The following is a 20,489-nucleotide window of genomic DNA, read 5'->3' on the forward strand; positions in this document are numbered from 1 at the left end:
TTAATTCCTTATCTTGTTTTTATGTAATCGTTTATAAAGTAGCCAAGCCAAATAGCCACCCAAGGTATTGGTCCACAAATCATCAATTTCAAAGACACGATTAAAATCAAAGAAAAAGTCCAAGACTAACTGCGTACACTCGATTCCAAGACTCACTAGAAAACTGAAAAAAATCACTTTTCTTGTTTTTCGCAAATTTGGAAGGAGATAAAGGAGTTGGAAAATCAGAGGAAAAAGCAAGAAAATATTTAGGATATTTTGTAGAAAAATCCAACATAATTGTCCAATGTCACTTACCTCACCCAGTTTCCAGAGAGAATTGAAAGGAGTCAAAAGAAAAACCAGGCGTCCAAGATGCTGAATACCTGGAGTTTCCACTCCCAGAGGAGATTGTTCTTGAGGAGTAAAGCAAAAGTAAATGATACAAATGCTATAGAAAATGACTCCCCAGACCAAAACATGATTATACGTTTTCTTCATCATTAAGGATTGACTGCTGCGACTGCTTTCTGGCGATCACGTTTCATTGTATTAGAACGCAATTGTCCACACGCTGCATCAATATCAGTACCATGCTCTTGACGAACCACACAGTTGACCCCTTTTTTCTTAAGCGTATCATAGAAGGCCAGGACGCGCTCTTTAGGACTACGGCTATATTGGTCATGCTCACTAACTGGGTTATAAGGAATCAAGTTTACATAAGACAATTTCTTAATGTTTTTGAGCAATTCAGCCAATTCTAAGGCTTGTTCTACACCGTCATTAACTTCATTTAGCATGATATACTCAAAAGTTACACGGCGATTGGTTGTTTCGATGTAGTACTCAATAGCAGCAAAGAGTTTTTCAATCGGAAAGGCACGGTTAATCTTCATGATGCTTGAACGTAATTCATTGTTAGGTGCGTGAAGGGAAACTGCAAGATTGACCTGAACCCCTTCATTAGCAAAATCACGAATTTTATGGGCCAAACCTGAGGTTGAAACCGTGATGTGACGAGCACCGATAGCCATTCCCTTGTCATCGTTGATAGTACGGACAAAATTCAAGACATTGTTGTAGTTATCAAATGGCTCACCAATTCCCATAACAACAATATGACTGACGCGTTCGTCCTGACCACGCTCATCAAAATACTTCTGAACCAACATGATTTGAGCTACGATTTCACCGTTATTGAGGTCACGTTGCTTCTTAATCAAACCAGAGGCACAGAAGGTACAACCGATATTACAGCCGACCTGAGTGGTTACACAGACAGACAAACCATAGTGCTGACGCATGAGTACTGTCTCAATCAACATACCATCTGGCAATTCAAAAAGATATTTGACTGTCCCATCAGCAGACTCTTGAACGATACGTTGTTTCAAGGGATTGACCACAAACTGGTCATTAAGCTTAGCAATCAAATCTTTTGATAGGTTAGTCATCTCTTCAAATGACTGGACACGCTTACGGTAGAGCCATTCCCAGATTTGATCTGCACGGAATTTCTTTTCTCCTTGCTCCAAAACCCATTCCTGCATGGTTTGACGTGTTAAACTATAAATTGACGGTTTCATTTCTTCTCCTTATTCTCTACTCACTTCTGACGAATGACAAAATGACGTTGTCCCTTGTCCTCTTTCTGAGAATGCTGGTCTTTCTGACGACGTCTATTTTTCTTATCTGCATTCGGTTTTCTCTTGTTTTGAGAAGGTTTCTTTCCTTTTTTAGAAGGTATTTCATCTTCCTTCTTACGCATTTTCTTGTCAAATGATGCTCGCTTAGGTGCTTCATTTTCTAAGACAAAATAGGCACAACCATAACTACAATACTCTAAAAGATAGTCTTGTAAACGACTGATTTTTTCAAGTTTTTCTTCTGTTCGGTTATCCTTGTAAAAACCTCGTAGGCGAAGCTGTTCGTTGCTCCAGTCTCCCACGATATAATCAAACTTGGTTAAGACTTCTGAAAAACGCTGATTAAAAGCCGTCACATCAAAGGCATCCTTGCTATTTTCCACCAAGGAAAAAGCTATCCCTTCCGTTTCGACCTTGTCCCCATGTAATTGGAACTCAGGACCAGGAAACTTGTTATAGTTGTATAATTCAGGTGCAATTTCTTTTCGCATAGATATCCTTTTTTCACGATTACTTAATACTTTATTATTCTACCATAATTTCTAACACTTAGCACGTTTCTCTTAAAAAATGAAAAAAGTCTGACGATTTTGTCAGACCATAATCATATAACCTAAAAAAGAGAAGAACAATTCTTCCCTCCAACTATCATTATTTAGCAGCTGCGTACAATTCATCTACTTTGTTCCAGTTGATTACTGAGAAGAAAGCTTTGATGTAGTCAGGACGCACGTTGCGGTATTTCACGTAGTAAGCATGTTCCCAAACGTCCAAGCCCAAGATTGGTTTTTTACCTTCTGAGATTGGTGTGTCTTGGTTTGCTGTCGAAGTTACTTCAAGTTTACCTTCTTTGTTGACAACCAACCATGCCCATCCTGAACCGAAACGAGTTGTTGCTGCTGCAGTGAAGGCTGCTTGGAATTCTTCAAATGAACCAAATGTTGCATCGATTGCTGCTGCAAGTTCTGCTGATGGAGCTGTTTTCTCAGGAGTCATCAATTCCCAGAAAAGAGCGTGGTTCAAATGTCCACCACCATTGTTAATAAGCGCTTGACGGATATCAGCAGGGATAGATTCTACGTCAGCAAGTAAAACTTCAAGGTCTTCACCAATTTCAGGGTGTTTTTCAAGAGCTGCATTGGCATTGTTGACATAAGTTTGATGGTGTTTGTCATGGTGCAAGTGCATTGTTTCCGCATCGATGTATGGTTCCAAAGCGTCGTATGCATATGGAAGATCTGGTAAGATAATAGCCATCTGTAATACCTCTTTTTCTTTCTATATGAAAATGATAACGCAAACATTCAGTTTTTTCAAGTTTTTTGCTTATAGATAAAGAAATCACTGAAATAATTTCTAATAAAACAAGCAAATCAGCAAGAAACCCACGAAAAGATCATCTTGACGCGGGTTGTAGTTTCAACAAATGTCAATTGACCTGGCTAGCAATCTGAAGGAGTGCCTTTTCAAAAAGGAAACCCTTTTCATAAAGACCTGTCTTAATCTGATAATCTGTCTCAATCAAATAGAAAATAGCTTGCTTCAAAAAGCTAAAGGAAAGTCCTCTTGAATCTCTCAGCGCAAACTTGATTTGATAGGGATTAGGATTGCGTCCGAGAAAACTTCCTAGACTACTTGCAATCTGCGATTCTGTTTGGCCAGATTCCGCCAAAATCTTCACCTGAGTAAAAGTCCGAAATTGCCCTAACATGACAGCTATGAGCTTAATTTCGTCTTCCCCTTGCAAGGTCAAGTCTCTAACCAATTCACGCGCGTGATCCATCTTTTTAGTCAGAATAAACTGAGTTAAATCAAAAATATTGTCCTGCAAGGTCTTAGGAATAGCGTTGACAATATCCTCTTCCTCGATAATAGAATCTGCCTTATAGGACTGTAAAAAAAGGAGATTTTTCTGGATTTCGCTAAATTGAAAACCAGATTTGATAAGGAGATTTTCAAAAGAATGATTGGCAAACTGCAGACCTTCTTTCTGACTCCACTTTTGGAAATACTGGCGCAGTTCTTGTTCTTTAGCTTCTACTGCATCAAAGACCTTGGCATCACGCTTCAGTAATTTAACCAATCGTCTTTTGCTATCCAGCTTTCCTTCTGCAAAGATTAACAACTTGGTTGTTGGGGAAGGATTGTCAAGGTATTCTTCAAACGACTTGAGCTCATCTTCTGTTAAAAAGCGCTTTTTAGCGGTCGTGATATCGACAAAATGATCCAATATCACGATTTTCTCATCCGCAAAGAAAGGAAGGCTGACCAACTCCAGTTCCACATCCTTGTATACTACTTCTTTCATATCAAAGTAGGAAAAGTTGAGGTCAGCAGAATCATAACCAACCTGCTTTAACACTTGACTCTTCATCACTTCAAACTGACCCTGATCTGTCCCTGTAAATAGGCTCAGACTCGGTAAATTTGATAAAGTCAACTTCTCACTTTCTTCAATAGCTAGCATCGTCACTCCTTTCTTCTGATTTTTTAATTCATTTAATCGATATAGCGCAATTTCCCACGGAAATCTTCTAGGGTCTCGTACCCTCTTTCTGCCATGATTGCTTTCAGTTCATTGGTAATGCGGTCAAAAGCACCAACTCCTTCTTTATGGAGGGTAGTTCCTACTTGCACCATACTGGCACCACATAGGATATGTTCAAAGGCATCACGACCAGTCAACACGCCACCAGTTCCGATAATTTGGATTTCTGGATTCAAGCGTTGATAAAAGGCATGAACATTAGCAAGGGCTGTTGGTTTGATGTATTCTCCACCGATTCCACCAAAGCCATTCTTAGGACGAATCACGACTGACTCATCTTCTATATAGAGACCATTTCCAATAGAGTTGACACAATTAACAAACTTGAGCGGATATTTGTTGAAAATAGCTGCTGCCTGGTCAAAGTGAACAATGTCAAAATATGGTGGAAGCTTAATTCCTAATGGTTTTGTAAAATACTCAAAGACTTCTGACAAGATACGGTCTGTTGTCTCAAAATCATAGGCAATCTGAGGTTTACCGGGAACATTTGGACAGGAGAGATTGAGTTCAGTTAGACCACGAAAATCACTCTCTTGAACCTTTTTCAAAATGGTATGAGTTTCCTCTGGAGACATGCCAACTAATGATAAAAAGAAGGTACGATTTGCTTCCTTTTCTTGTAACTCTAAAAGATAGTTTAAGTAATAATCTAAACCATTATTTGGTAGCCCCATAGAGTTGATAGAACCGAGTGGAACATCTTGATAACGTGGTTCCGGATTTCCCTGACGAAATTCCAAGGTTGCTGTTTTAGTGACAAAGGTTCCTGCTGCTGAGTTTTTGACACCTTCCAACTCCTCAACTGTCATACAAGCAACTCCTGCTGCATTCATCAAGCAATTGTCAAACTCAAAACCAGCAATCTGTGTTTTAGTTGATACCATGATTCTGTTCCTCCAGATTCCTTTTATTTTTAATATTATACCATACTTTGACTTTTGCCTTTCAATAAAAGCATTTCAATAGAAAATGTTCGTTATTTATCCATTTTCAGAAAATCTGAAAAACTAAATTGAAAGAATTTTTAGAAAATTTCTGTTTTTTCTTTACAGTAAAAAAAAATTCTGCTATAATGTCTCATGTAATAAAATATGACAACAAAAAGGAGAACGATATGACATCTGCTAAAGAATATATCCAAAGCGTGTTTGAAACTGTAAAAGCTCGTAACGGGCATGAGGCTGAATTTCTCCAGGCAGTTGAAGAATTCTTCAGCACTTTGGAGCCTGTCTTTGAAAAACACCCTGAGTATATTGAAGAAAATATCTTGGCACGTATCACAGAACCTGAGCGCGTGATTTCTTTCCGTGTTCCTTGGGTTGACCGTGATGGAAAAGTTCAAGTTAACCGCGGTTACCGTGTTCAATTCAACTCAGCTGTTGGACCATATAAAGGCGGACTTCGTTTCCACCCAACTGTAAACCAAGGGATCTTGAAATTCCTCGGATTCGAACAAATCTTTAAAAACGTTTTGACTGGACTTCCAATCGGTGGAGGTAAAGGTGGATCAGACTTTGATCCTAAAGGCAAAACTGATGCTGAAGTGATGCGCTTCTGCCAAAGCTTTATGACAGAATTGCAAAAATACATCGGACCATCTCTTGACGTACCTGCTGGTGATATCGGTGTTGGTGGACGTGAGATTGGCTACCTTTACGGTCAATACAAACGACTTAATCAATTTGACGCTGGTGTCTTGACTGGTAAACCTCTTGGATTTGGTGGTAGCTTGATCCGTCCAGAAGCAACTGGTTACGGTTTGGTTTACTACACAGAAGAAATGCTTAAAGCAAACGACAACAGCTTTGCTGGTAAGAAAGTTGTGATTTCAGGTTCTGGTAATGTAGCACAATACGCTCTTCAAAAAGCAACTGAACTTGGTGCAACTGTTATCTCTGTATCTGACTCAAACGGTTATGTCATCGATGAAAATGGTATCGACTTTGACCTTCTGACAGATGTTAAAGAAAAACGTCGCGCTCGTTTGACTGAGTACGCTGCAGAAAAAACAACAGCTACTTACTACGAAGGTTCTGTATGGACTTACACTGGAAACTACGATATTGCTCTTCCATGTGCGACTCAAAACGAGATCAACGGTGAAGCTGCGAAACGCTTGGTTGCTCAAGGAATTATCTGTGTATCTGAAGGAGCTAACATGCCTAGCGACCTTGAAGCTATCAAAGTCTACAAGGAAAATGGAATCCTATACGGACCTGCCAAAGCTGCCAATGCTGGTGGCGTAGCTGTATCAGCTCTTGAAATGAGCCAAAACAGCCTTCGCCTTTCATGGACACGCGAAGAGGTTGATGGACGTCTCAAAGACATCATGACTAACATCTTTAACACAGCTAAAACAACTGCAGAAACTTACGATCTTGATACTGACTACCTTGCAGGTGCAAATATTGCAGCCTTTGAAAACGTAGCAAACGCTATGATTGCACAAGGGATTGTTTAAGATCCATTTGCTTAATCCTCAATCGCTTCGATTGGGGATTTTTATGTTGAATTAAACAGTTGGAACATTATAGTAAACTGAACCAAAAATAGTACACAATGTGCTGTAATCTTCTTATGGAATATTCAATAGATTTTCGTAAAAAAGTTCTCGACTATTGTGAGCAAACAGGTAGTATAACAGAAGCATCACACGTTTTTCAAATCTCACGTAATACTATTTATGGCTGGTTATAAAAGAGAAAACCGGGGAGCTAAACCATCAAGTAAAAGGAATAAAACCAAGAAAGGTTGATAGAGATAGACTTAAAAACTATCTTACTGACAATTCAAACGCTAATTTAACTGAAATAGCTTCTGAATTTGGTTGTCACCCAACTACCATCCACTATGCTCTCAAAGCTATGGGATACACTCGAAAAAAAGAATCACACCTACTATGAACAAGACCCAGAAAAAGTAGCTTTATTTCTACAGAAGGAACTAGCAAGCATTGTCACTAAAAAATGCATCAGGTTATCCTGTGCATTTTTTTTACCAAAATAATCAATCTCCTTTATGACCTAATTCTTCTCTACAAGTTCTTTGGAGCAGAGCAACTGTAAGTATGAAAACCACACATAAAACCGAGATACTTCCCTCAACCCCAAAAACACCACCAGTCTATAAATCTTGACCCGTTAAATTTGTGCTAAATAAACTAAAAGGAACTTTTATCTCACTCATATCCATTCCTAGAGCAATACACGGTACGCTATTTCAAATAAAATGAAATCCACTGCTAAAAGAGAGATTTTTTGTAAAAACACTGAACAATGTAACAAATGAGATAATTGTGAAACCACCATTCAAAGCATGGCCAAATGTAAAGGTAAAAGCTAAGATTCCACTGATGATATACCAGTTAAAGTTTTTCAATAAAATCGTTAAAATTTGACCTCTGAATAATAATTCCTCTACGTAACTTTGTACAACAAATCCGATTATTACTAATAAACATACTGAAAAATTATGTATAAAATAATAGCTAGTATTTACTTTTATAATAAGAAGTAACAAATTTGAATATTGAAAAAAATATATCTAACAAAAGCGACCTAAAGTTCCCACAAATAGTAAGATAGAAAAAACCACTAATTATTTTACAGGAAATGGCATAGAGTAAAACCATAAAAGTTGCTCTTAATGATTCTCTACTTGCCTTTTTTTATAGGTGTATTCTTTATCAAATCATCTTTTTTAACTCTATCAATTAAAATACTAATTGTAAAACAAACTAAAACTACGACACATAAAGTCAGAAGTACTATAATTAAATTGTTTAATTGATATAGGTAAGCTACAAAATTCCCCATAATTGACACAATTATTATAGATACAATAATGGGAACATTAATTGATTGTGTCATTTGGCCTACTAGAATTGAAGTTAACACTACGATAAGTACAAAAAAGCCTGCAAACATAGCTACGAAGATAGCTTTTAACACATATACAAACAAGCCAATTGATAAAACACCAAGAGAGAGTCCTATAAAATAAAAAATAAGATTTTCAAGGAACAAAACAGGAACCAGACTTAATAAACAATGAATAGACAAAGAAATAACTTTACTTAGAAATATCTCAAATCTACCTCCTGGAAATAAAAAGATAATTTCCCTTGCATTTCCAATATAATCTTTTAATAACAAGCGATTTAGAATGACAACACCATAAATAGCAGCAACAGATACTGTTAATGTTGAAGCCAAAGTCATTATGCCTGCAGAGTCAGTTAAAATAGAGTTTTGATCAGATGACTCAAAATGTCCTACCAAACTGAAAAAAATCAAAGCTGATAAGTTGACTAATATATTTGTCCACATAATGCCCCTAAAATAACGACCATGGGTAGTGAACTCATAAATGATCTGTTCCTTCATACACCGTATTCCTCTTTTATTTTTCTATAGAATTGTTCAAAAGTTTCAAAACCTTGTCGCTTAATTTCTAAAACATCTGTATCCACTAAAATTTCTCCTTGCTGAATAAAAATAAGGCGATCGGTTATCTTCTCTAATTCAGCAAATGAATGGCTTGAAATAATAATCAACTTCTCTTGTTTTTTGAAATCCAGCAAAAGATGCTGAAGAAAAAGAATCCCATCTCTATCCAAACCATTAAATGGTTCATCTAGTATCAATATCTCTGGATTATGCAAACATGCTAAGGCAATATTAAGGCGTTGCTTCATACCTAAAGAAAATTTACAAATCATATCTCCTAAGTAAACATTTAGTCCAAATTTTTTTAGATAACTTTCAACATCCACAGATTGACAAGCATAATAACGTGTATGATTGTCAAAAACCTCTTTTACAGTATAAGCTCCAAAGCTATCTGGAAAAGGAAAGACAACACCGACTTTTTTAAGGAATTCGTTATAATTGAAAGAATTTACGATTTTATCGTCGAGAGCAACGGTTCCAGTAGGTTTACTTAATCCCAAAATACATCGGAATAGTGTTGTTTTTCCTGCACCATTATCTCCTATAAGACTATAGACTTGCCCATAGTTCAAGGAAAGGCAGACGTTATTTAATAGCATCTTGTTCTTTACAACTTTTGTTAAATTAGAAACTGTTAACTTACTCATAACTATTTCCTCCTAGATAATGTTATTAGTGATAAAAAAAATCCAAAGCAAGCCCAAACTATTAGTGTGGAAAAATTCTGGCTGTCAACATACTCTAGTCTAAAAATGGATGAACGGATTATCTGACTAGCTGGTACAAAAGGAAAATACTTATATAAAGTTATTGTCCATGAAGGTAGTCTATCTGTTGCATAGATAATTGGAGAAAACATCAATCCACCAATCATAATTAGCTGTGTTACTAAGGGAATAACATTTGTTGGTAGAATATAGGCAATCGCAAAACCAACTAATAACAAGGAAAAAATAATCAATAATACAGATAAGATTGAATTAATACCAATTGAAACATCTAAGCCAAAACCAAATTTGCTAATCAATACACTTGATAAGATTCCTGGTAGACATAATAATCCCCAAATTAATAAATCAGACAACAGTATCTCTACTCTCGAAACAGGCAATGTTTTCTGATATTCGTAAACACCATTTTGCTTAGCCTCACTAACAATTTGAGGTGCTAGCACACAAGTAACAGCAATCACATTTATAGCCATAGCTCCTGTACAAAGATAAGACCTCTCTGCTTGATTAGTTGAATTAGTAATGAATAGAAAACCATAAATGACAGCAAATGATAAAATGATTTGAACCACAACAAAGACTGGGATATAAAACCTGTGACGAAGTAAGCTCCATTTTACTAATCCAACGAATTTAGATAACCTTTTTTGACTATTATTCATTTATGTACTCCTCGTAGTCATCAGAGAGAGTTCTCAACTTTATCTCATAACTAACAATTCTATCTGTTTTCAGTAAATCAAAAATAACCGATATTACCTCTGTAAAACAATCTTCACTGACTGTAAAAATCAAACGTTTTTCAACATCATCATATTTCAAGTTATTATGATTCAAGAAATGAAAAAGTTCCTCTTTATTAACACCTGATAGCGATACTTGATGCTTTAACTGACGAGCATTTTTAGACTCTGATACAAGCACATCTCTTTTAATACGCCCTTTATCAAATAGTAAGTATCGATCAGCATACCTCCCTACCTCAAATAAATTATGACTGACAATGATAACTGTTGTTCCTAAATTTGCAAGAGAACGCAAGTAACGCCATATCAAAGTCCTTCTAAATGGATCAACATCATTAGTTGGCTCGTCCAGAACTAAAATAGATGGGATATCGACGACTGACATCGCAAAAGATGTTAATCGCTGAAGTCCACCTGAAAGCTTTTCGCCAGCTGTATGCTTCCATTGGTTAATCTCTAAGAAATCAATTAATTCTTTGGTACGACTTTCAACCGCTGAAGAATTCATTCCTTTTACAGCACCAATGCATTTAATTGCTTCCTGTACTGTGACTCCCTTAATGGGTACTTGAAACTGCGGCATGGAAGAAACAAGTTCTCTCGCTTTTCCAGGTTGTTTGGTTACATCTACTCCTTTAATATGTATTTTCCCCTCATCTGAGGCTACTGTGCCATTTATTTGATTCAGAAACGTACTCTTTCCAGCTCCGTTATGACCTACAATTGCAACGATCTGACTACTATAAAAAGTAATACTAATGTCATCTGTAACATTTTTTTGACCGTAAGACTTTTTCAAATGTCTTACAACAATAGTTTCTTGTTTCATGAATACCTCACAATCTGTGCTACAAAAAATAAAAGAAGTAATAATAGCAAGATAGTTATAATAGTGCTAAAAATACGACATGCTCTCCATACTATCTTTTCTTTATTTGTTAAAGAATCTCTATTATTATCAAAATTATTTTTCAAGAATGGATTATCAAATAACATATATATCAGTAATCGGCCATCAGTATGTTCTGTAAGTCGTAATTGCCACAATAATCTAAAAATCATAATATAAATGGATATTGTTATATATGGACTAAAAAAATAATCACTTATTAGGTAAAAACAAGACAAGATAATACTGTCAAACAATGGGCCTGCTAAAATAGCCATACTTCTTTCAAAAAGTGGCCAAAGCCAAACATGTGTCAAATCAACTATTGCTACTGATTTCTTCCAAGAAAAACGTAGAACTTTCCCTATATTTGTAACATTATTTGAAAACAAAATATGCATTCCTTCATGTATTATTGTGGTAAACAATGAGAAGAACACTCCAAATATTAGAAGCAAAATTTGGTTCTCTCTACCAAAATCATATTCAAGAAAAGGGAGTTTCGTTATACAAAATAAATTGTAAACTATAGCACCTCCTCCAAAAATGATTGCTAAAATTCTAAGAAAAAGTAAGTAGTTATTATCAGAATTCGGGATAGAGTTACCACTTTCAAAGAAATGATTCTCTTTCAATAATTCAAATAAAGGATCCCCGATTAATTGATGAGGTAACGATTCTATAATAGATTCATCCCATGTAATTTCATCAAAGACTAATAGTTTCGAGCCTGTTGAATAAAGTAAGTAATCATTTTTACGAGTTTTCTTAAAGTAAATTTCTTGATTGAGTGACTCTATAACAATTACTTCAGTATTATTTTTTGTCATAATACCTGAAAATTTCCCATTTTTTAGCATCCCCATTCCCACATGTTGGACAATCATCAGCGTATCTATCCCACGATGGGTGAGTAAACGAAGAGTCGTCCTCGTAGTTAATCTCATATTGTGTACTAAGGCTACTTGGTCTTGCATAGCCTGTCAGGACTCGAACTGCCTCATCAACAATAGCTGCCGTCAATTGAAAAATAGCTGGTGCATAGGCAATTGTCGGTGGATTAAAATCAATATTTCTAAATCCCACAAACTGTTCGACAAATTTATCATCATGCAAAGTATAATGGATATTCAAACAATCAAAGCATCCCGTCACTTTTGGAATGACAGAAAATACCCTACCTCGACTAACCTGCGACGCACCAAACACACAAGGCAAACCTGCTTTTATAATTGCTTGATTTACCGTTTTTTGTGCTTGGAAAGGCGGTTCGTCAATAACACAGATGACCAAATCAATACCTTCTGTAAATTCTAGTACATCTTCTGGTGTCTCAATTTTCTTGTTAAAACCTTCGACATTAATTGTAGAGTTCATTTCCCGTAATGCATTAACAGCTACATCTACTTTAAGTTTACCTAAATCAGACTCTCTATATAGCAATTGCCTACCCAAATTACTTCTTTCAACTCTATCATAGTCGACAACCCGTACTGTTTTTGGCCCTAATCCAGACAGTAGTGTCAAAATGTTCGATCCACCACCCCCAAGGCCAAGTAATAAAATCGAACTGGATCTGATTTTTTCTTGTATATCCATTGGGTTTCTGTCATATGGCATGTATCGACTGAAATACCTAATATTTGGATGGTAACGCTCATCCAAATATTCCAAGACTTTATTAGGTGTTTCTTCAATAAGATTCTCTGCACTAAGAATATCCAATCCATCTACGACATCTTCTGGAGTTAAATCTGGAAAAGTATTAATCATGTGCTTGACTATTTCAGCCATCTCTCTACCATCGAGAACCTTTACCAACTCAAGCAACTTTCCTTCTGGGTCTTCAAACTCAGTTGTAATAGAAAGTTGCGCCCCTATGCGAAATAACTCATCATCTAACTAATATACTGGATAAATTGGTTTTATTCTTGGTTTAATGTATTGAAAGTTCATACTTTACCTCTTCTATAAATCCTGTAAAATAAAAACGCATGAATACCTTTCCATGCGTTAAACAAAATGTTGTACAAAATTATTTAACAAATAGCTAGCTATTTTAACACAATAAAGGCACTTCTACAAACTAATAGCTTGCAGAGGCATATGTAATAACGTCACGATAAATCAGACGATAATCCACCAAGCTGTAGCATTGGCACTTTCAGCCTTACGTACTTTGATATTTTTCATACGCTTTTCATCTCCTTTTTAATTTATCTGATCAATCATTTTAAGTAGGACATGTCCTACCACATACCATTAGTATGTGGTTTGATTTTAACATACCTTTGGTATGTTGTCAACTACTTTTTTAGATTTTTTAATAAAAAATAGTTATAGAAAATAATTTCAAAATGCAATTAACAAAAATTATTAGGCAAGCTATGTATAAGTGTGTTATAATGATTAATTGGTAACTCTATCAACAGTAATTGTGTACTAATTCCATTGACATAAATAAATTGAAAGGAGAGTTATTTTCTAAAATATGGAAAACACTAAAGAAAAAATACTTGAAGTCGCAACTAATCTTTTCTTAACAAAGGGATATGAACAAACTACCATTTCTGATATTATAAACGGCTTAGACGGTTTAACAAAAGGAGCAATTTATCACCATTTTGAATCTAAAGAGGATATTTTTGAAGCAGTTGTCAAAAATATAGGTTTACAGAATAAACTTATTTTTGACAAAATCAAATTTTCCAGAAATATAACTGGATCTGAAAAAATAACACAACTAGTTTCTATTAGTTTAGCTAATACTAATATGGAGACTATAGTTACAATTTCTCCTAAGTTACTGGATAGTCCTAAGTTATTTGTTTCATTTTTAAAACAAATGCAAGAACTCACAATCCCTGATTATTTTTATCCAATTATCGTAGAAGGAGTTGAAGACGGCTCAATAATGACAGACGATCCTCAACAACTTGCAGAATTAATAGCTATTTTACTGAATATTTGGCTAAATCCTTTGATATTTGAAAATTCTAAAACTACTATTGTCTCAAAAATAGATATGCTAAACAAATGCTTGGAAAGCTTCAACATTAAATTTGATTTAAATATGTAAAAAATAATTCTCTTAGTCACATTCTGAGATGATTTCTACTTTCTCATATCCAGATACCTTGACAAAAGAGAAAATAAATCTTCAAAATCTATTTGAGGCCAAATTTAACTTTATTTGGATAGTTTTTATGTTAGAGAGAAAATAGTGATTGACTAATCGTTTACACAAATTTCACTAATCATCGAACTTTATATTCATAATCATCAGTAGACTTTATTATTTGTTTATGTTGTCTATCTGCTTCTCCACCTGATCCAGTTTGAAAGCCAATCTTAAATCAATCTTGGAATAATCATACCTATCTGGTTTGCGATTCTTGGAACTGAGTTATTAATCCAAATTATTCATATCTCACACAGACTACTGCAAAATTAAAAAACACCAGAAAGATAGTTGCATGAAGGCTCTATAATATTTGTAGTGGGTAAATCCTCCATAGATATTATGGAGAGTATTTTGTTGTAGAAAAAAAGTCCCATATGACCTATAATGAAAAGTGACCAAACCATCATTAGAAAGAATCATATGGAACAATTACATTTTTTCACAAAACTACTTGATATTAAAGACCCAAATATCCAAATTATAGATATCATCAATAGCTCGAAACGACTGGCATGCTTACTAGAATTCTCCTTAGAAAACGCCGCTTTAGGTGCTATCGTTGCTCAAAAATGATGGTCGCTGAGACTTCTCTCGTCAAGAAGAATCACCAAATCCCTCGTATCATCAACCAAAAGATTGCTCAGAAGCTAATTGAAAAGACTTCTATGACTGATATTGCTCATCAGCTGTCCATTTCAACTTCAACTGTTATTCGTAAGCTCAATGACTTCCGTTTTAAGCATGATCTTTCTCGTCTTCCTGAAATTATGTCATGGGACGAGTATGCCTTCACTAAGGGAAAGATGAGTTTCATTGCTCAAGAACAGTGATAATCTTAATATTATCACTGTTCTTGAAGGTAGAACACAAGCTATCATTCGAAATCACTTTCTTAAATATGATAGAACCGTCCGATGTCGAGTGAAGATCATTACGATGGATATGTTTAGCCCTTACTATGACTTGGCCAAACAGCTTCGCTTTCGAATTTCTAGGCTCAGGCTGAAACAGTCTCCCAGACTGTTTCATTCCCATGTGCTAAAATCGTTCTTGATCGCTTTCACCCTTCGTTATTCTATTTCTAAACTCAGGCTAAAACAGTCCACTGGACTGTTTTACTCCAACATCTTAGCCGTGCTATGAGTCGTGTGCGTGTCCAAATCATGAATCAGTTTGAACGAAAATCCCATGAATACAAGGCTATTAAGCGCTACTGGAAACTCATTCAACAGGATAGTCGTAAGCTCAGCGATAAGAGATTTTATCGCCCTACTTTTCGTATGCACTTAACCAATAAAGAGATTTTAGACAAGCTTTTGAGCTATTCAGAAGACTTGAAACACCACTATGAACTCTATCAGCTCTTGCTTTTTCACTTCCAGAATAAGGAACCAAAAAAGTTTTTCGGACTTATTGAGGACAATCTGAAGCAGGTTCATCCTCTCTTTCAGACTGTCTTTAAAACTTTTTTCAAGGATAAAGACAAGATTATCAACGCCCTTCAACTACACTATTCTAACGCCAAATTAGAAGCAACCAATAATCTCATCAAACTTATCAAGCGCAATGCCTTTGATTTTCGGAACTTTGAAAACTTCAAAAAAAGAATTTTTATCGCTCTGAACATCAAAAAAGAAAGGACGAATTTTGTCCTTTCTCGAGCTTAGCTGACTTCAACCCACTACAGTTGACAAAGAGCCCTTTTTTGCCCCTTGGCACATAAAAATAAAAACCGCTAGTCCTAAGAATAGCGGTTTAATCATGTTTTTAAGCTACTAATGTAGTCGCTCTATTATTTAAGAGTAACTGAAGCTCCAGCTTCTTCCAATTTAGCTTTGATTTCTTCAGCTTCTGCAGTTGCAACGCCTTCTTTGATGACACCTGGTGCACCATCAACAAGTTCTTTAGCTTCTTTAAGACCAAGACCTGTGATTTCACGTACAACTTTGATAACGCCGACTTTCTTGTCGCCTGCAGCTGTCAATTCAACGTCAAATGAATCTTTAGCAGCTTCTTCAGCACCACCAGCAGCAGCTACAGCTACAGGAGCAGCTGCAGTTACACCAAATTCTTCTTCGATAGCTTTTACAAGGTCGTTCAATTCAAGGATTGAAGCTTCTTTAATTTCAGCAATAATGTTTTCAATGTTCAATGCCATTGTTATTTCCTCCAAATAAGTTTATATTTTATGTTTATATTTTTGTAGCTAGGCTACGCTGCGTAGCTTAAGATTAAGCTGCGTCTTCTTTGTTGTCTGCAACCGCTTTGACTGCAAGAGCAACGTTGCGCACTGGCGCTTGAAGTACAGAAAGGAGCATAGAAAGAAGTCCTTCGCGGTTTGGAAGAGTTGCAAGAGCAACGATTTCTTCTTTTGATGCGACAGCGCCTTCGATTGCACCACCCTTGATTTCAAGTGCGTCAGCAGTTTTAGCAAAATCGTTCAAGATTTTCGCTGGTGCGATAACATCTTCGTTAGAAAATGCTACAGCAGATGGTCCAACAAAAACAGATGCCAATTCTCCAAGTCCAGCTTGTTCAGCTGCACGACGTAAGATTGAGTTTTTGATAACTTTGTACTCAACTTCGCTTCCACGAAGCTCACGACGAAGAACTGTATCTTGTTCAACTGTCAAACCACGAGCGTCTACAACGACGATTGATGCAGCAGCTTTCATTTTCTCAGCTACTACGTCAACTAGTTCCGCTTTTTTAGCAATAATTGCTTCACTCATTAGTGTGTTCACCTCCGTAATTATTTTGCTTGGGGAATTTTTCCAAAAGAAAAACGCGCCCAAACCTAGACACGAAAGTACAATACGCTTCTTTTACATGATACGTTTTGTCCTCGGTAGGATACTTATGAGTCGAGCTCCCCTACTGTCTTAGGCAGTTTTTTCAAACCGTATATAAGTATAGCATAGTCAAAAAAAGAATGCAAGATTTTTGCAAACTTTTTTTAATTTTTTCGTGATTTCAGTGATTTTTCTTTTAAAGTTCCACTGTCAAGACTTGACCTTGCTTCACAACTTGTTCTCCAGCAATATAGACATCATCAATATCACTGGATTTGACAGCATAAACCAGATGGGAAAGCATATTTTCTTGGGGTTGGAGATGGATTTTTCCTTGTGGTTGAATGACGAGAAAATCTGCTTGTTTACCTACTTCCAGACTTCCTATCTGATTTTCTAGTCCTAGAACCTTAGCCCCTTCGATTGTTAGTGCTTTGAGAGCTGTTTCGATCGGGAATTGGCTGGCATCCCCACTTTTCATCTTCTGAAGAAGAGCTGCAGTTCGTCCTTCCTCAAACATATCAAGATTGTTATTGGAAGCAACCGAATCTGTTGCAATTCCCACTGCTATTCCCGCTTTTTGGAGCTGGATTATTGGAGCGATTCCTGAGGCCAGTTTGAGATTGCTGATAGGATTGTGCGCAATAGCCACTTGAGAGGTTGCCAAGCGTTCAATTTCTCTCTCGTTTAGTTCGACCCCATGAGCAAAGACAGACGGATGCTCTAAATAACCCAGTTCTTCTAGAAAGGCGAGGGGGCGTTTGCCGTATCGTTTCAGGATAATTCCTGACTCCTCCTTGGTCTCCGCCACATGGATATGGATAGGAATGTCCAGCTCTTTTGCCATATCTAAGCTTTCTTCCAGCAAGTCTCTACTACAGCTATAAGGAGAATGTGGAGCTACCATAACCTTGAAATTTGTATTTTCACATCCTAAGATTTCCTCTATAATGGCACGTGTTCTGCTTATGGTCTCAGCAGTTGTCTCTGCCTCTGAAGAAAAGAGAGTCGGTGAGAAATAACAACGCATCTTGGAATCTTTCACTGCCTGATAAATCTGCTCAATATCTACACCATTAGGATTATACATATCATTAAAGGTTGTTGTTCCTGACTGGAGCATCTCTGTCAGAGCTTCTTTGACCGCCTTGGTAGTCATATCGGGAGTAAACTCAGCTTCTGCTGGCCAGATATAGTCATTGAGCCATTCATGGAGATTGCTATCATCTCTAATTCCTCTCAATCCTGTCATAGCAGAGTGGGTATGGCAATTGATCAAACCAGGCATGATCCAGGCTCCCTGATAGTCTATAATCTGCTCAGCTTGCTCTATAATCTCTTGCTCCTCTTGGCCGACATAGACGATTTGAGAATCCTTAACAGCCAAGATACCATCCAGATGCACATGGAAATTTTGGTCACAAGTCACGATATTTGCATGCTGATAGACTTTCATTATAGGCTCCTTTTCTAAAAGACAATTTATACTCTTCTAAAATCACTTCAAACCACGCCTGCTTTGCCTTGCCGTAGATATTTGAGCTGACTTCGTCAGTCTTATCTATAACCTCAAAGCGGTGCTCTGAGCTGACTTCGTCAGTCTTTTCTACAACCTCAAAACAGTGTTTTGAGCAACCTACGGCTAGCTTCCTAGTTCTCACTTTAAGTTTCATTGAGTATGACAGTGAATAATTTTTCTAGCTATTGTAACAAAAAAGTCACCCAAAGGCAACTTTTTTTGTCCATAAGATTTCAAAGTAGATAAGATTATTCAGAACTAAAAGCTGCAGCTTGCTGCATTTGGTAATACTTGCCCTTTCTTTCCATGAGTTCCTTATGATTGCCATGCTCCACGATGTCGCCATCCACCAAGACAAGAATCAAATCCGCATCCTGAATGGTTGACAAGCGATGGGCGATGATAAAACTTGTGCGCCCCTTCATGAGTTTTGCAAAGGCATCTTGAACGAGTACTTCAGTCCGTGTATCAATGGAAGAAGTCGCCTCATCTAAGATAAGAATCTTGGGAATAGCCAGAAAGACTCGGGCAATGGTCAAAAGCTGGGCTTGACCAACAGAGAGAGATTCTCCAGCATTTTCCAACTTGGTATCATAGCCTTGAGGTAACTGTTGGATGAAAAAATCTGCATTGGCTGCTTTGGCAGCGGCAATAACCTGCTCTCGACTTGCTCCAGGATTGCCAAAAGCAATATTATCATGAATGGTTCCTTGCTTGAGCCAAGTTTCTTGAAGTACCATCCCAAACTGCTGTCGAAAAGAAGCTCGAGCATAATCATAAATGGAACGACCATCTAGCAAAATATCTCCTGAGTTAATAGGATAAAAACGCATGAGGAGATTGATAAGGGTTGATTTTCCAGCACCTGTCGGCCCAACGATAGCCACCTTGCTACCAGCTGGAATATCAATAGATAAATCCTTAATCAAAATCTTTTCAGGTTGGTAGCCAAAAGTTACATATTTAAAGGAAATAGCTCCCTTGACTTGGTCACTGGTCAAATCTTCTTTACCACTTTCAGCCACCTCAGGACTTTCTAAGACAGCATAGACACGTTCTGCACAAGCGAGAGCACTTTGCAACTCAGCTAACACTGAAGAAATATCGTTAAAAGGCTTGGTATACTGTTGAACATAGTTCAAAAAAGTCACTAAGCGTCCAATGGTCAAGGTAGAGCCTATCATGATACGATAAGCTCCCACTCCAGCTAGAAGGGCATAAATGAGTGCATTGACAAAGCGAGTTGAAGGGTTGACCGTTGAAGAATAAAAGATAGCTGACTGCGAATAACCTGAGTAGTTGTCATTAGCCTCACGCAGCCTTTGGATAAATTCTGCCTGAGCATTAAAGGACTGGATAATCGTCTGCTGGCTAAGCGATTCTTCAATCAACTGAGTCTGAATCCCCCTCGTCTCTGTTTGCTTCTGAAAGAGATGATAGGAGCGTTTGGCAATAAAGCGTGAAATCACCATAGACAGTGGCGTCAACAACAAAACTAAGAAAGTCATGAGGAGATTAATCTGAAGCATGGCTAGAATACTAACCAAAATCATCAAGACGCCAATGAAGAATTGGTTAAAAATCATGGTCAAGCCAGCTGCTAACTGTTCAATGTCTGTGGTTACACGACTGACCATCTCCCCACTGCCTTGCCGATCCACAAAGGCAATCGGTAAACGATGGAGCTTATGGATGATTCGCTCTCGCAAGTCTTTGGCATAAGAAAAGATTAGACGATTGTAGAGGAGAGGATTGACCCACTGCACAAGGGTATTTCCTATGACCACCAAAATCATTTGGATAAAAATCTGCCAAAAAACTGGTGCAGAGCCAACTACCAGGACTTGGTCTATGACCTGTCCAATCAGGATAGGTAGATAAATTGATAAGCCAACTTGGACAATAGTTCCTAGAAAGGCTAGGAAAAGGAGGAAGGGATGACTTGCTAAATCTACGGCTAAACGTTTAAGCGTTTGGTTTGCAGTTTGTCGTCTCATG

19 protein-coding genes, 3 pseudogenes and 1 other annotated feature are annotated in these 20,489 nt (G+C 37.0%); of the genes and pseudogenes, 4 read left to right on the forward strand and 18 right to left on the reverse strand.

The window, feature by feature from the left end; genetic code table 11:
• From D2908_RS03455 to D2908_RS03480, 6 genes are all read right to left on the reverse strand, one after another.
• Nucleotides 1-483, reverse strand: coding sequence for a VanZ family protein (locus D2908_RS03455; RefSeq protein WP_117304892.1), 483 nt, complete (start codon nucleotides 481-483; stop codon nucleotides 1-3).
• On the reverse strand, nucleotides 483-1,568 hold the full coding sequence (gene rlmN, locus D2908_RS03460; RefSeq protein ID WP_000804760.1) for a 23S rRNA (adenine(2503)-C(2))-methyltransferase RlmN: 1,086 nt from the start codon (nucleotides 1,566-1,568) through the stop codon (nucleotides 483-485). Before rlmN ends, D2908_RS03455 begins: the two co-directional genes overlap by 1 nt.
• Before the next feature lie 20 nt (nucleotides 1,569-1,588).
• Nucleotides 1,589-2,119 (reverse strand): YutD family protein, encoded by a 531-nt coding sequence (locus D2908_RS03465; protein WP_117304894.1) that lies wholly within the window; start codon nucleotides 2,117-2,119, stop codon nucleotides 1,589-1,591.
• 160 nt (nucleotides 2,120-2,279) lie between these two features.
• Complete coding sequence (gene sodA / locus D2908_RS03470) at nucleotides 2,280-2,885, reverse strand: superoxide dismutase SodA (protein WP_094753210.1); 606 nt, start codon at nucleotides 2,883-2,885, stop codon at nucleotides 2,280-2,282.
• Nucleotides 2,886-3,057: 172 nt separating this feature from the next.
• Nucleotides 3,058-4,095, reverse strand: a complete 1,038-nt coding sequence (holA, locus tag D2908_RS03475; RefSeq protein WP_117304895.1) for a DNA polymerase III subunit delta — start codon at nucleotides 4,093-4,095, stop codon at nucleotides 3,058-3,060.
• A gap of 32 nt (nucleotides 4,096-4,127) precedes the next feature.
• Nucleotides 4,128-5,063, reverse strand: a complete 936-nt coding sequence (locus D2908_RS03480; RefSeq protein ID WP_117304897.1) for a dihydroorotate oxidase — start codon at nucleotides 5,061-5,063, stop codon at nucleotides 4,128-4,130.
• A 230-nt stretch (nucleotides 5,064-5,293) separates the two neighbouring features.
• Here D2908_RS03480 and gdhA point away from each other — a divergent pair, with 230 nt between their 5' ends.
• Nucleotides 5,294-6,640, forward strand: a complete 1,347-nt coding sequence (gene gdhA / locus D2908_RS03485; RefSeq protein WP_117304899.1) for an NADP-specific glutamate dehydrogenase — start codon at nucleotides 5,294-5,296, stop codon at nucleotides 6,638-6,640.
• Between the two features lie 116 nt (nucleotides 6,641-6,756).
• Nucleotides 6,757-7,134 (forward strand): annotated as a pseudogene (locus D2908_RS03490) (IS630 transposase-related protein); the annotation flags it as partial.
• A gap of 264 nt (nucleotides 7,135-7,398) precedes the next feature.
• Here the strand turns inward: D2908_RS03490 and D2908_RS10090 are convergent.
• The 7 genes and pseudogenes from D2908_RS10090 to D2908_RS03530 all read right to left on the reverse strand — a co-directional run bounded on the left by D2908_RS10090 (nucleotide 7,399) and on the right by D2908_RS03530 (nucleotide 12,952).
• Complete coding sequence (locus tag D2908_RS10090) at nucleotides 7,399-7,698, reverse strand: CPBP family glutamic-type intramembrane protease (protein ID WP_240628271.1); 300 nt, start codon at nucleotides 7,696-7,698, stop codon at nucleotides 7,399-7,401.
• A 134-nt stretch (nucleotides 7,699-7,832) separates the two neighbouring features.
• The gene (locus tag D2908_RS03500; RefSeq protein ID WP_117304901.1) at nucleotides 7,833-8,564 is read right to left on the reverse strand and encodes an accessory regulator AgrC; all 732 of its coding nucleotides are present in this window, start codon (nucleotides 8,562-8,564) and stop codon (nucleotides 7,833-7,835) included.
• Nucleotides 8,561-9,277: an ABC transporter ATP-binding protein gene (locus D2908_RS03505; protein ID WP_117304903.1), complete on the reverse strand. Its 717-nt coding sequence runs from the start codon at nucleotides 9,275-9,277 to the stop codon at nucleotides 8,561-8,563. The genes D2908_RS03500 and D2908_RS03505 overlap by 4 nt, the downstream gene beginning before the upstream one ends.
• 2 nt (nucleotides 9,278-9,279) lie before the next feature.
• Entirely contained in the window at nucleotides 9,280-10,023 is a 744-nt protein-coding gene (locus D2908_RS03510; protein ID WP_117304904.1) for an ABC transporter permease, read from the reverse strand.
• Entirely contained in the window at nucleotides 10,016-10,936 is a 921-nt protein-coding gene (locus D2908_RS03515) for an ABC transporter ATP-binding protein (protein WP_117304906.1), read from the reverse strand. Before D2908_RS03515 ends, D2908_RS03510 begins: the two co-directional genes overlap by 8 nt.
• Nucleotides 10,933-11,826, reverse strand: a complete 894-nt coding sequence (locus tag D2908_RS03520) for a lantibiotic ABC transporter permease (protein ID WP_240628272.1) — start codon at nucleotides 11,824-11,826, stop codon at nucleotides 10,933-10,935. Before D2908_RS03520 ends, D2908_RS03515 begins: the two co-directional genes overlap by 4 nt.
• Nucleotides 11,813-12,952, reverse strand: a pseudogene (locus tag D2908_RS03530) (ThiF family adenylyltransferase). Before D2908_RS03530 ends, D2908_RS03520 begins: the two are co-directional and overlap by 14 nt.
• Nucleotides 12,953-13,487: 535 nt before the next feature.
• On the opposite strand from D2908_RS03530, the gene D2908_RS03535 reads away from it, so the two are divergent.
• On the forward strand, nucleotides 13,488-14,075 hold the full coding sequence (locus D2908_RS03535) for a TetR/AcrR family transcriptional regulator (RefSeq protein ID WP_117304908.1): 588 nt from the start codon (nucleotides 13,488-13,490) through the stop codon (nucleotides 14,073-14,075).
• 525 nt (nucleotides 14,076-14,600) lie between these two features.
• Nucleotides 14,601-15,847: pseudogene (locus tag D2908_RS03540) on the forward strand (transposase).
• A gap of 125 nt (nucleotides 15,848-15,972) precedes the next feature.
• Here the strand turns inward: D2908_RS03540 and rplL are convergent.
• From rplL to D2908_RS03570, 5 genes are all read right to left on the reverse strand, one after another.
• Nucleotides 15,973-16,338 carry a 50S ribosomal protein L7/L12 gene (gene rplL, locus D2908_RS03545; RefSeq protein WP_084888469.1) on the reverse strand — a complete coding sequence of 122 codons (366 nt, stop codon included), beginning with the start codon at nucleotides 16,336-16,338 and terminating at the stop codon, nucleotides 15,973-15,975.
• Between the two features lie 73 nt (nucleotides 16,339-16,411).
• A complete protein-coding gene (rplJ, locus tag D2908_RS03550; RefSeq protein WP_049495187.1) occupies nucleotides 16,412-16,912 on the reverse strand; it encodes a 50S ribosomal protein L10 in 501 nt (166 codons plus the stop codon).
• Nucleotides 16,913-16,950: 38 nt separating this feature from the next.
• Nucleotides 16,951-17,085, reverse strand: a sequence feature (ribosomal protein L10 leader region).
• A gap of 83 nt (nucleotides 17,086-17,168) precedes the next feature.
• Entirely contained in the window at nucleotides 17,169-18,428 is a 1,260-nt protein-coding gene (locus D2908_RS03560) for a TRZ/ATZ family protein (protein ID WP_117304910.1), read from the reverse strand.
• The gene (locus D2908_RS10095) at nucleotides 18,391-18,645 is read right to left on the reverse strand and encodes a hypothetical protein (RefSeq protein WP_117304912.1); all 255 of its coding nucleotides are present in this window, start codon (nucleotides 18,643-18,645) and stop codon (nucleotides 18,391-18,393) included. Before D2908_RS10095 ends, D2908_RS03560 begins: the two co-directional genes overlap by 38 nt.
• 94 nt (nucleotides 18,646-18,739) lie before the next feature.
• A complete protein-coding gene (locus D2908_RS03570; protein WP_117304914.1) occupies nucleotides 18,740-20,488 on the reverse strand; it encodes an ABC transporter ATP-binding protein in 1,749 nt (582 codons plus the stop codon).
• Nucleotide 20,489: the final 1 nt, after the last annotated feature.

Source organism: Streptococcus sp. LQJ-218, assembly GCF_003428885.1.
GTDB lineage: Bacteria > Bacillota > Bacilli > Lactobacillales > Streptococcaceae > Streptococcus.

Excerpts from the sequence above, each read along its gene's own strand:
- D2908_RS03455 (WP_117304892.1), bottom strand. The coding sequence starts at position 483 with ATGATGAAGAAAACGTATAATCATGTTTTGGTCTGGGGAGTCATTTTC.
- rlmN (WP_000804760.1), bottom strand. The coding sequence starts at position 1,568 with ATGAAACCGTCAATTTATAGTTTAACACGTCAAACCATGCAGGAATGG.
- D2908_RS03465 (WP_117304894.1), bottom strand. The coding sequence starts at position 2,119 with ATGCGAAAAGAAATTGCACCTGAATTATACAACTATAACAAGTTTCCT.
- sodA (WP_094753210.1), bottom strand. The coding sequence starts at position 2,885 with ATGGCTATTATCTTACCAGATCTTCCATATGCATACGACGCTTTGGAA.
- holA (WP_117304895.1), bottom strand. The coding sequence starts at position 4,095 with ATGCTAGCTATTGAAGAAAGTGAGAAGTTGACTTTATCAAATTTACCG.
- D2908_RS03480 (WP_117304897.1), bottom strand. The coding sequence starts at position 5,063 with ATGGTATCAACTAAAACACAGATTGCTGGTTTTGAGTTTGACAATTGC.
- gdhA (WP_117304899.1), top strand. The coding sequence starts at position 5,294 with ATGACATCTGCTAAAGAATATATCCAAAGCGTGTTTGAAACTGTAAAA.
- D2908_RS03500 (WP_117304901.1), bottom strand. The coding sequence starts at position 8,564 with ATGAAGGAACAGATCATTTATGAGTTCACTACCCATGGTCGTTATTTT.
- D2908_RS03505 (WP_117304903.1), bottom strand. The coding sequence starts at position 9,277 with ATGAGTAAGTTAACAGTTTCTAATTTAACAAAAGTTGTAAAGAACAAG.
- D2908_RS03510 (WP_117304904.1), bottom strand. The coding sequence starts at position 10,023 with ATGAATAATAGTCAAAAAAGGTTATCTAAATTCGTTGGATTAGTAAAA.
- D2908_RS03515 (WP_117304906.1), bottom strand. The coding sequence starts at position 10,936 with ATGAAACAAGAAACTATTGTTGTAAGACATTTGAAAAAGTCTTACGGT.
- D2908_RS03520 (WP_240628272.1), bottom strand. The coding sequence starts at position 11,826 with ATGACAAAAAATAATACTGAAGTAATTGTTATAGAGTCACTCAATCAA.
- D2908_RS03535 (WP_117304908.1), top strand. The coding sequence starts at position 13,488 with ATGGAAAACACTAAAGAAAAAATACTTGAAGTCGCAACTAATCTTTTC.
- rplL (WP_084888469.1), bottom strand. The coding sequence starts at position 16,338 with ATGGCATTGAACATTGAAAACATTATTGCTGAAATTAAAGAAGCTTCA.
- rplJ (WP_049495187.1), bottom strand. The coding sequence starts at position 16,912 with ATGAGTGAAGCAATTATTGCTAAAAAAGCGGAACTAGTTGACGTAGTA.
- D2908_RS03560 (WP_117304910.1), bottom strand. The coding sequence starts at position 18,428 with ATGAAAGTCTATCAGCATGCAAATATCGTGACTTGTGACCAAAATTTC.
- D2908_RS10095 (WP_117304912.1), bottom strand. The coding sequence starts at position 18,645 with ATGAAACTTAAAGTGAGAACTAGGAAGCTAGCCGTAGGTTGCTCAAAA.
- D2908_RS03570 (WP_117304914.1), bottom strand. The coding sequence starts at position 20,488 with ATGAGACGACAAACTGCAAACCAAACGCTTAAACGTTTAGCCGTAGAT.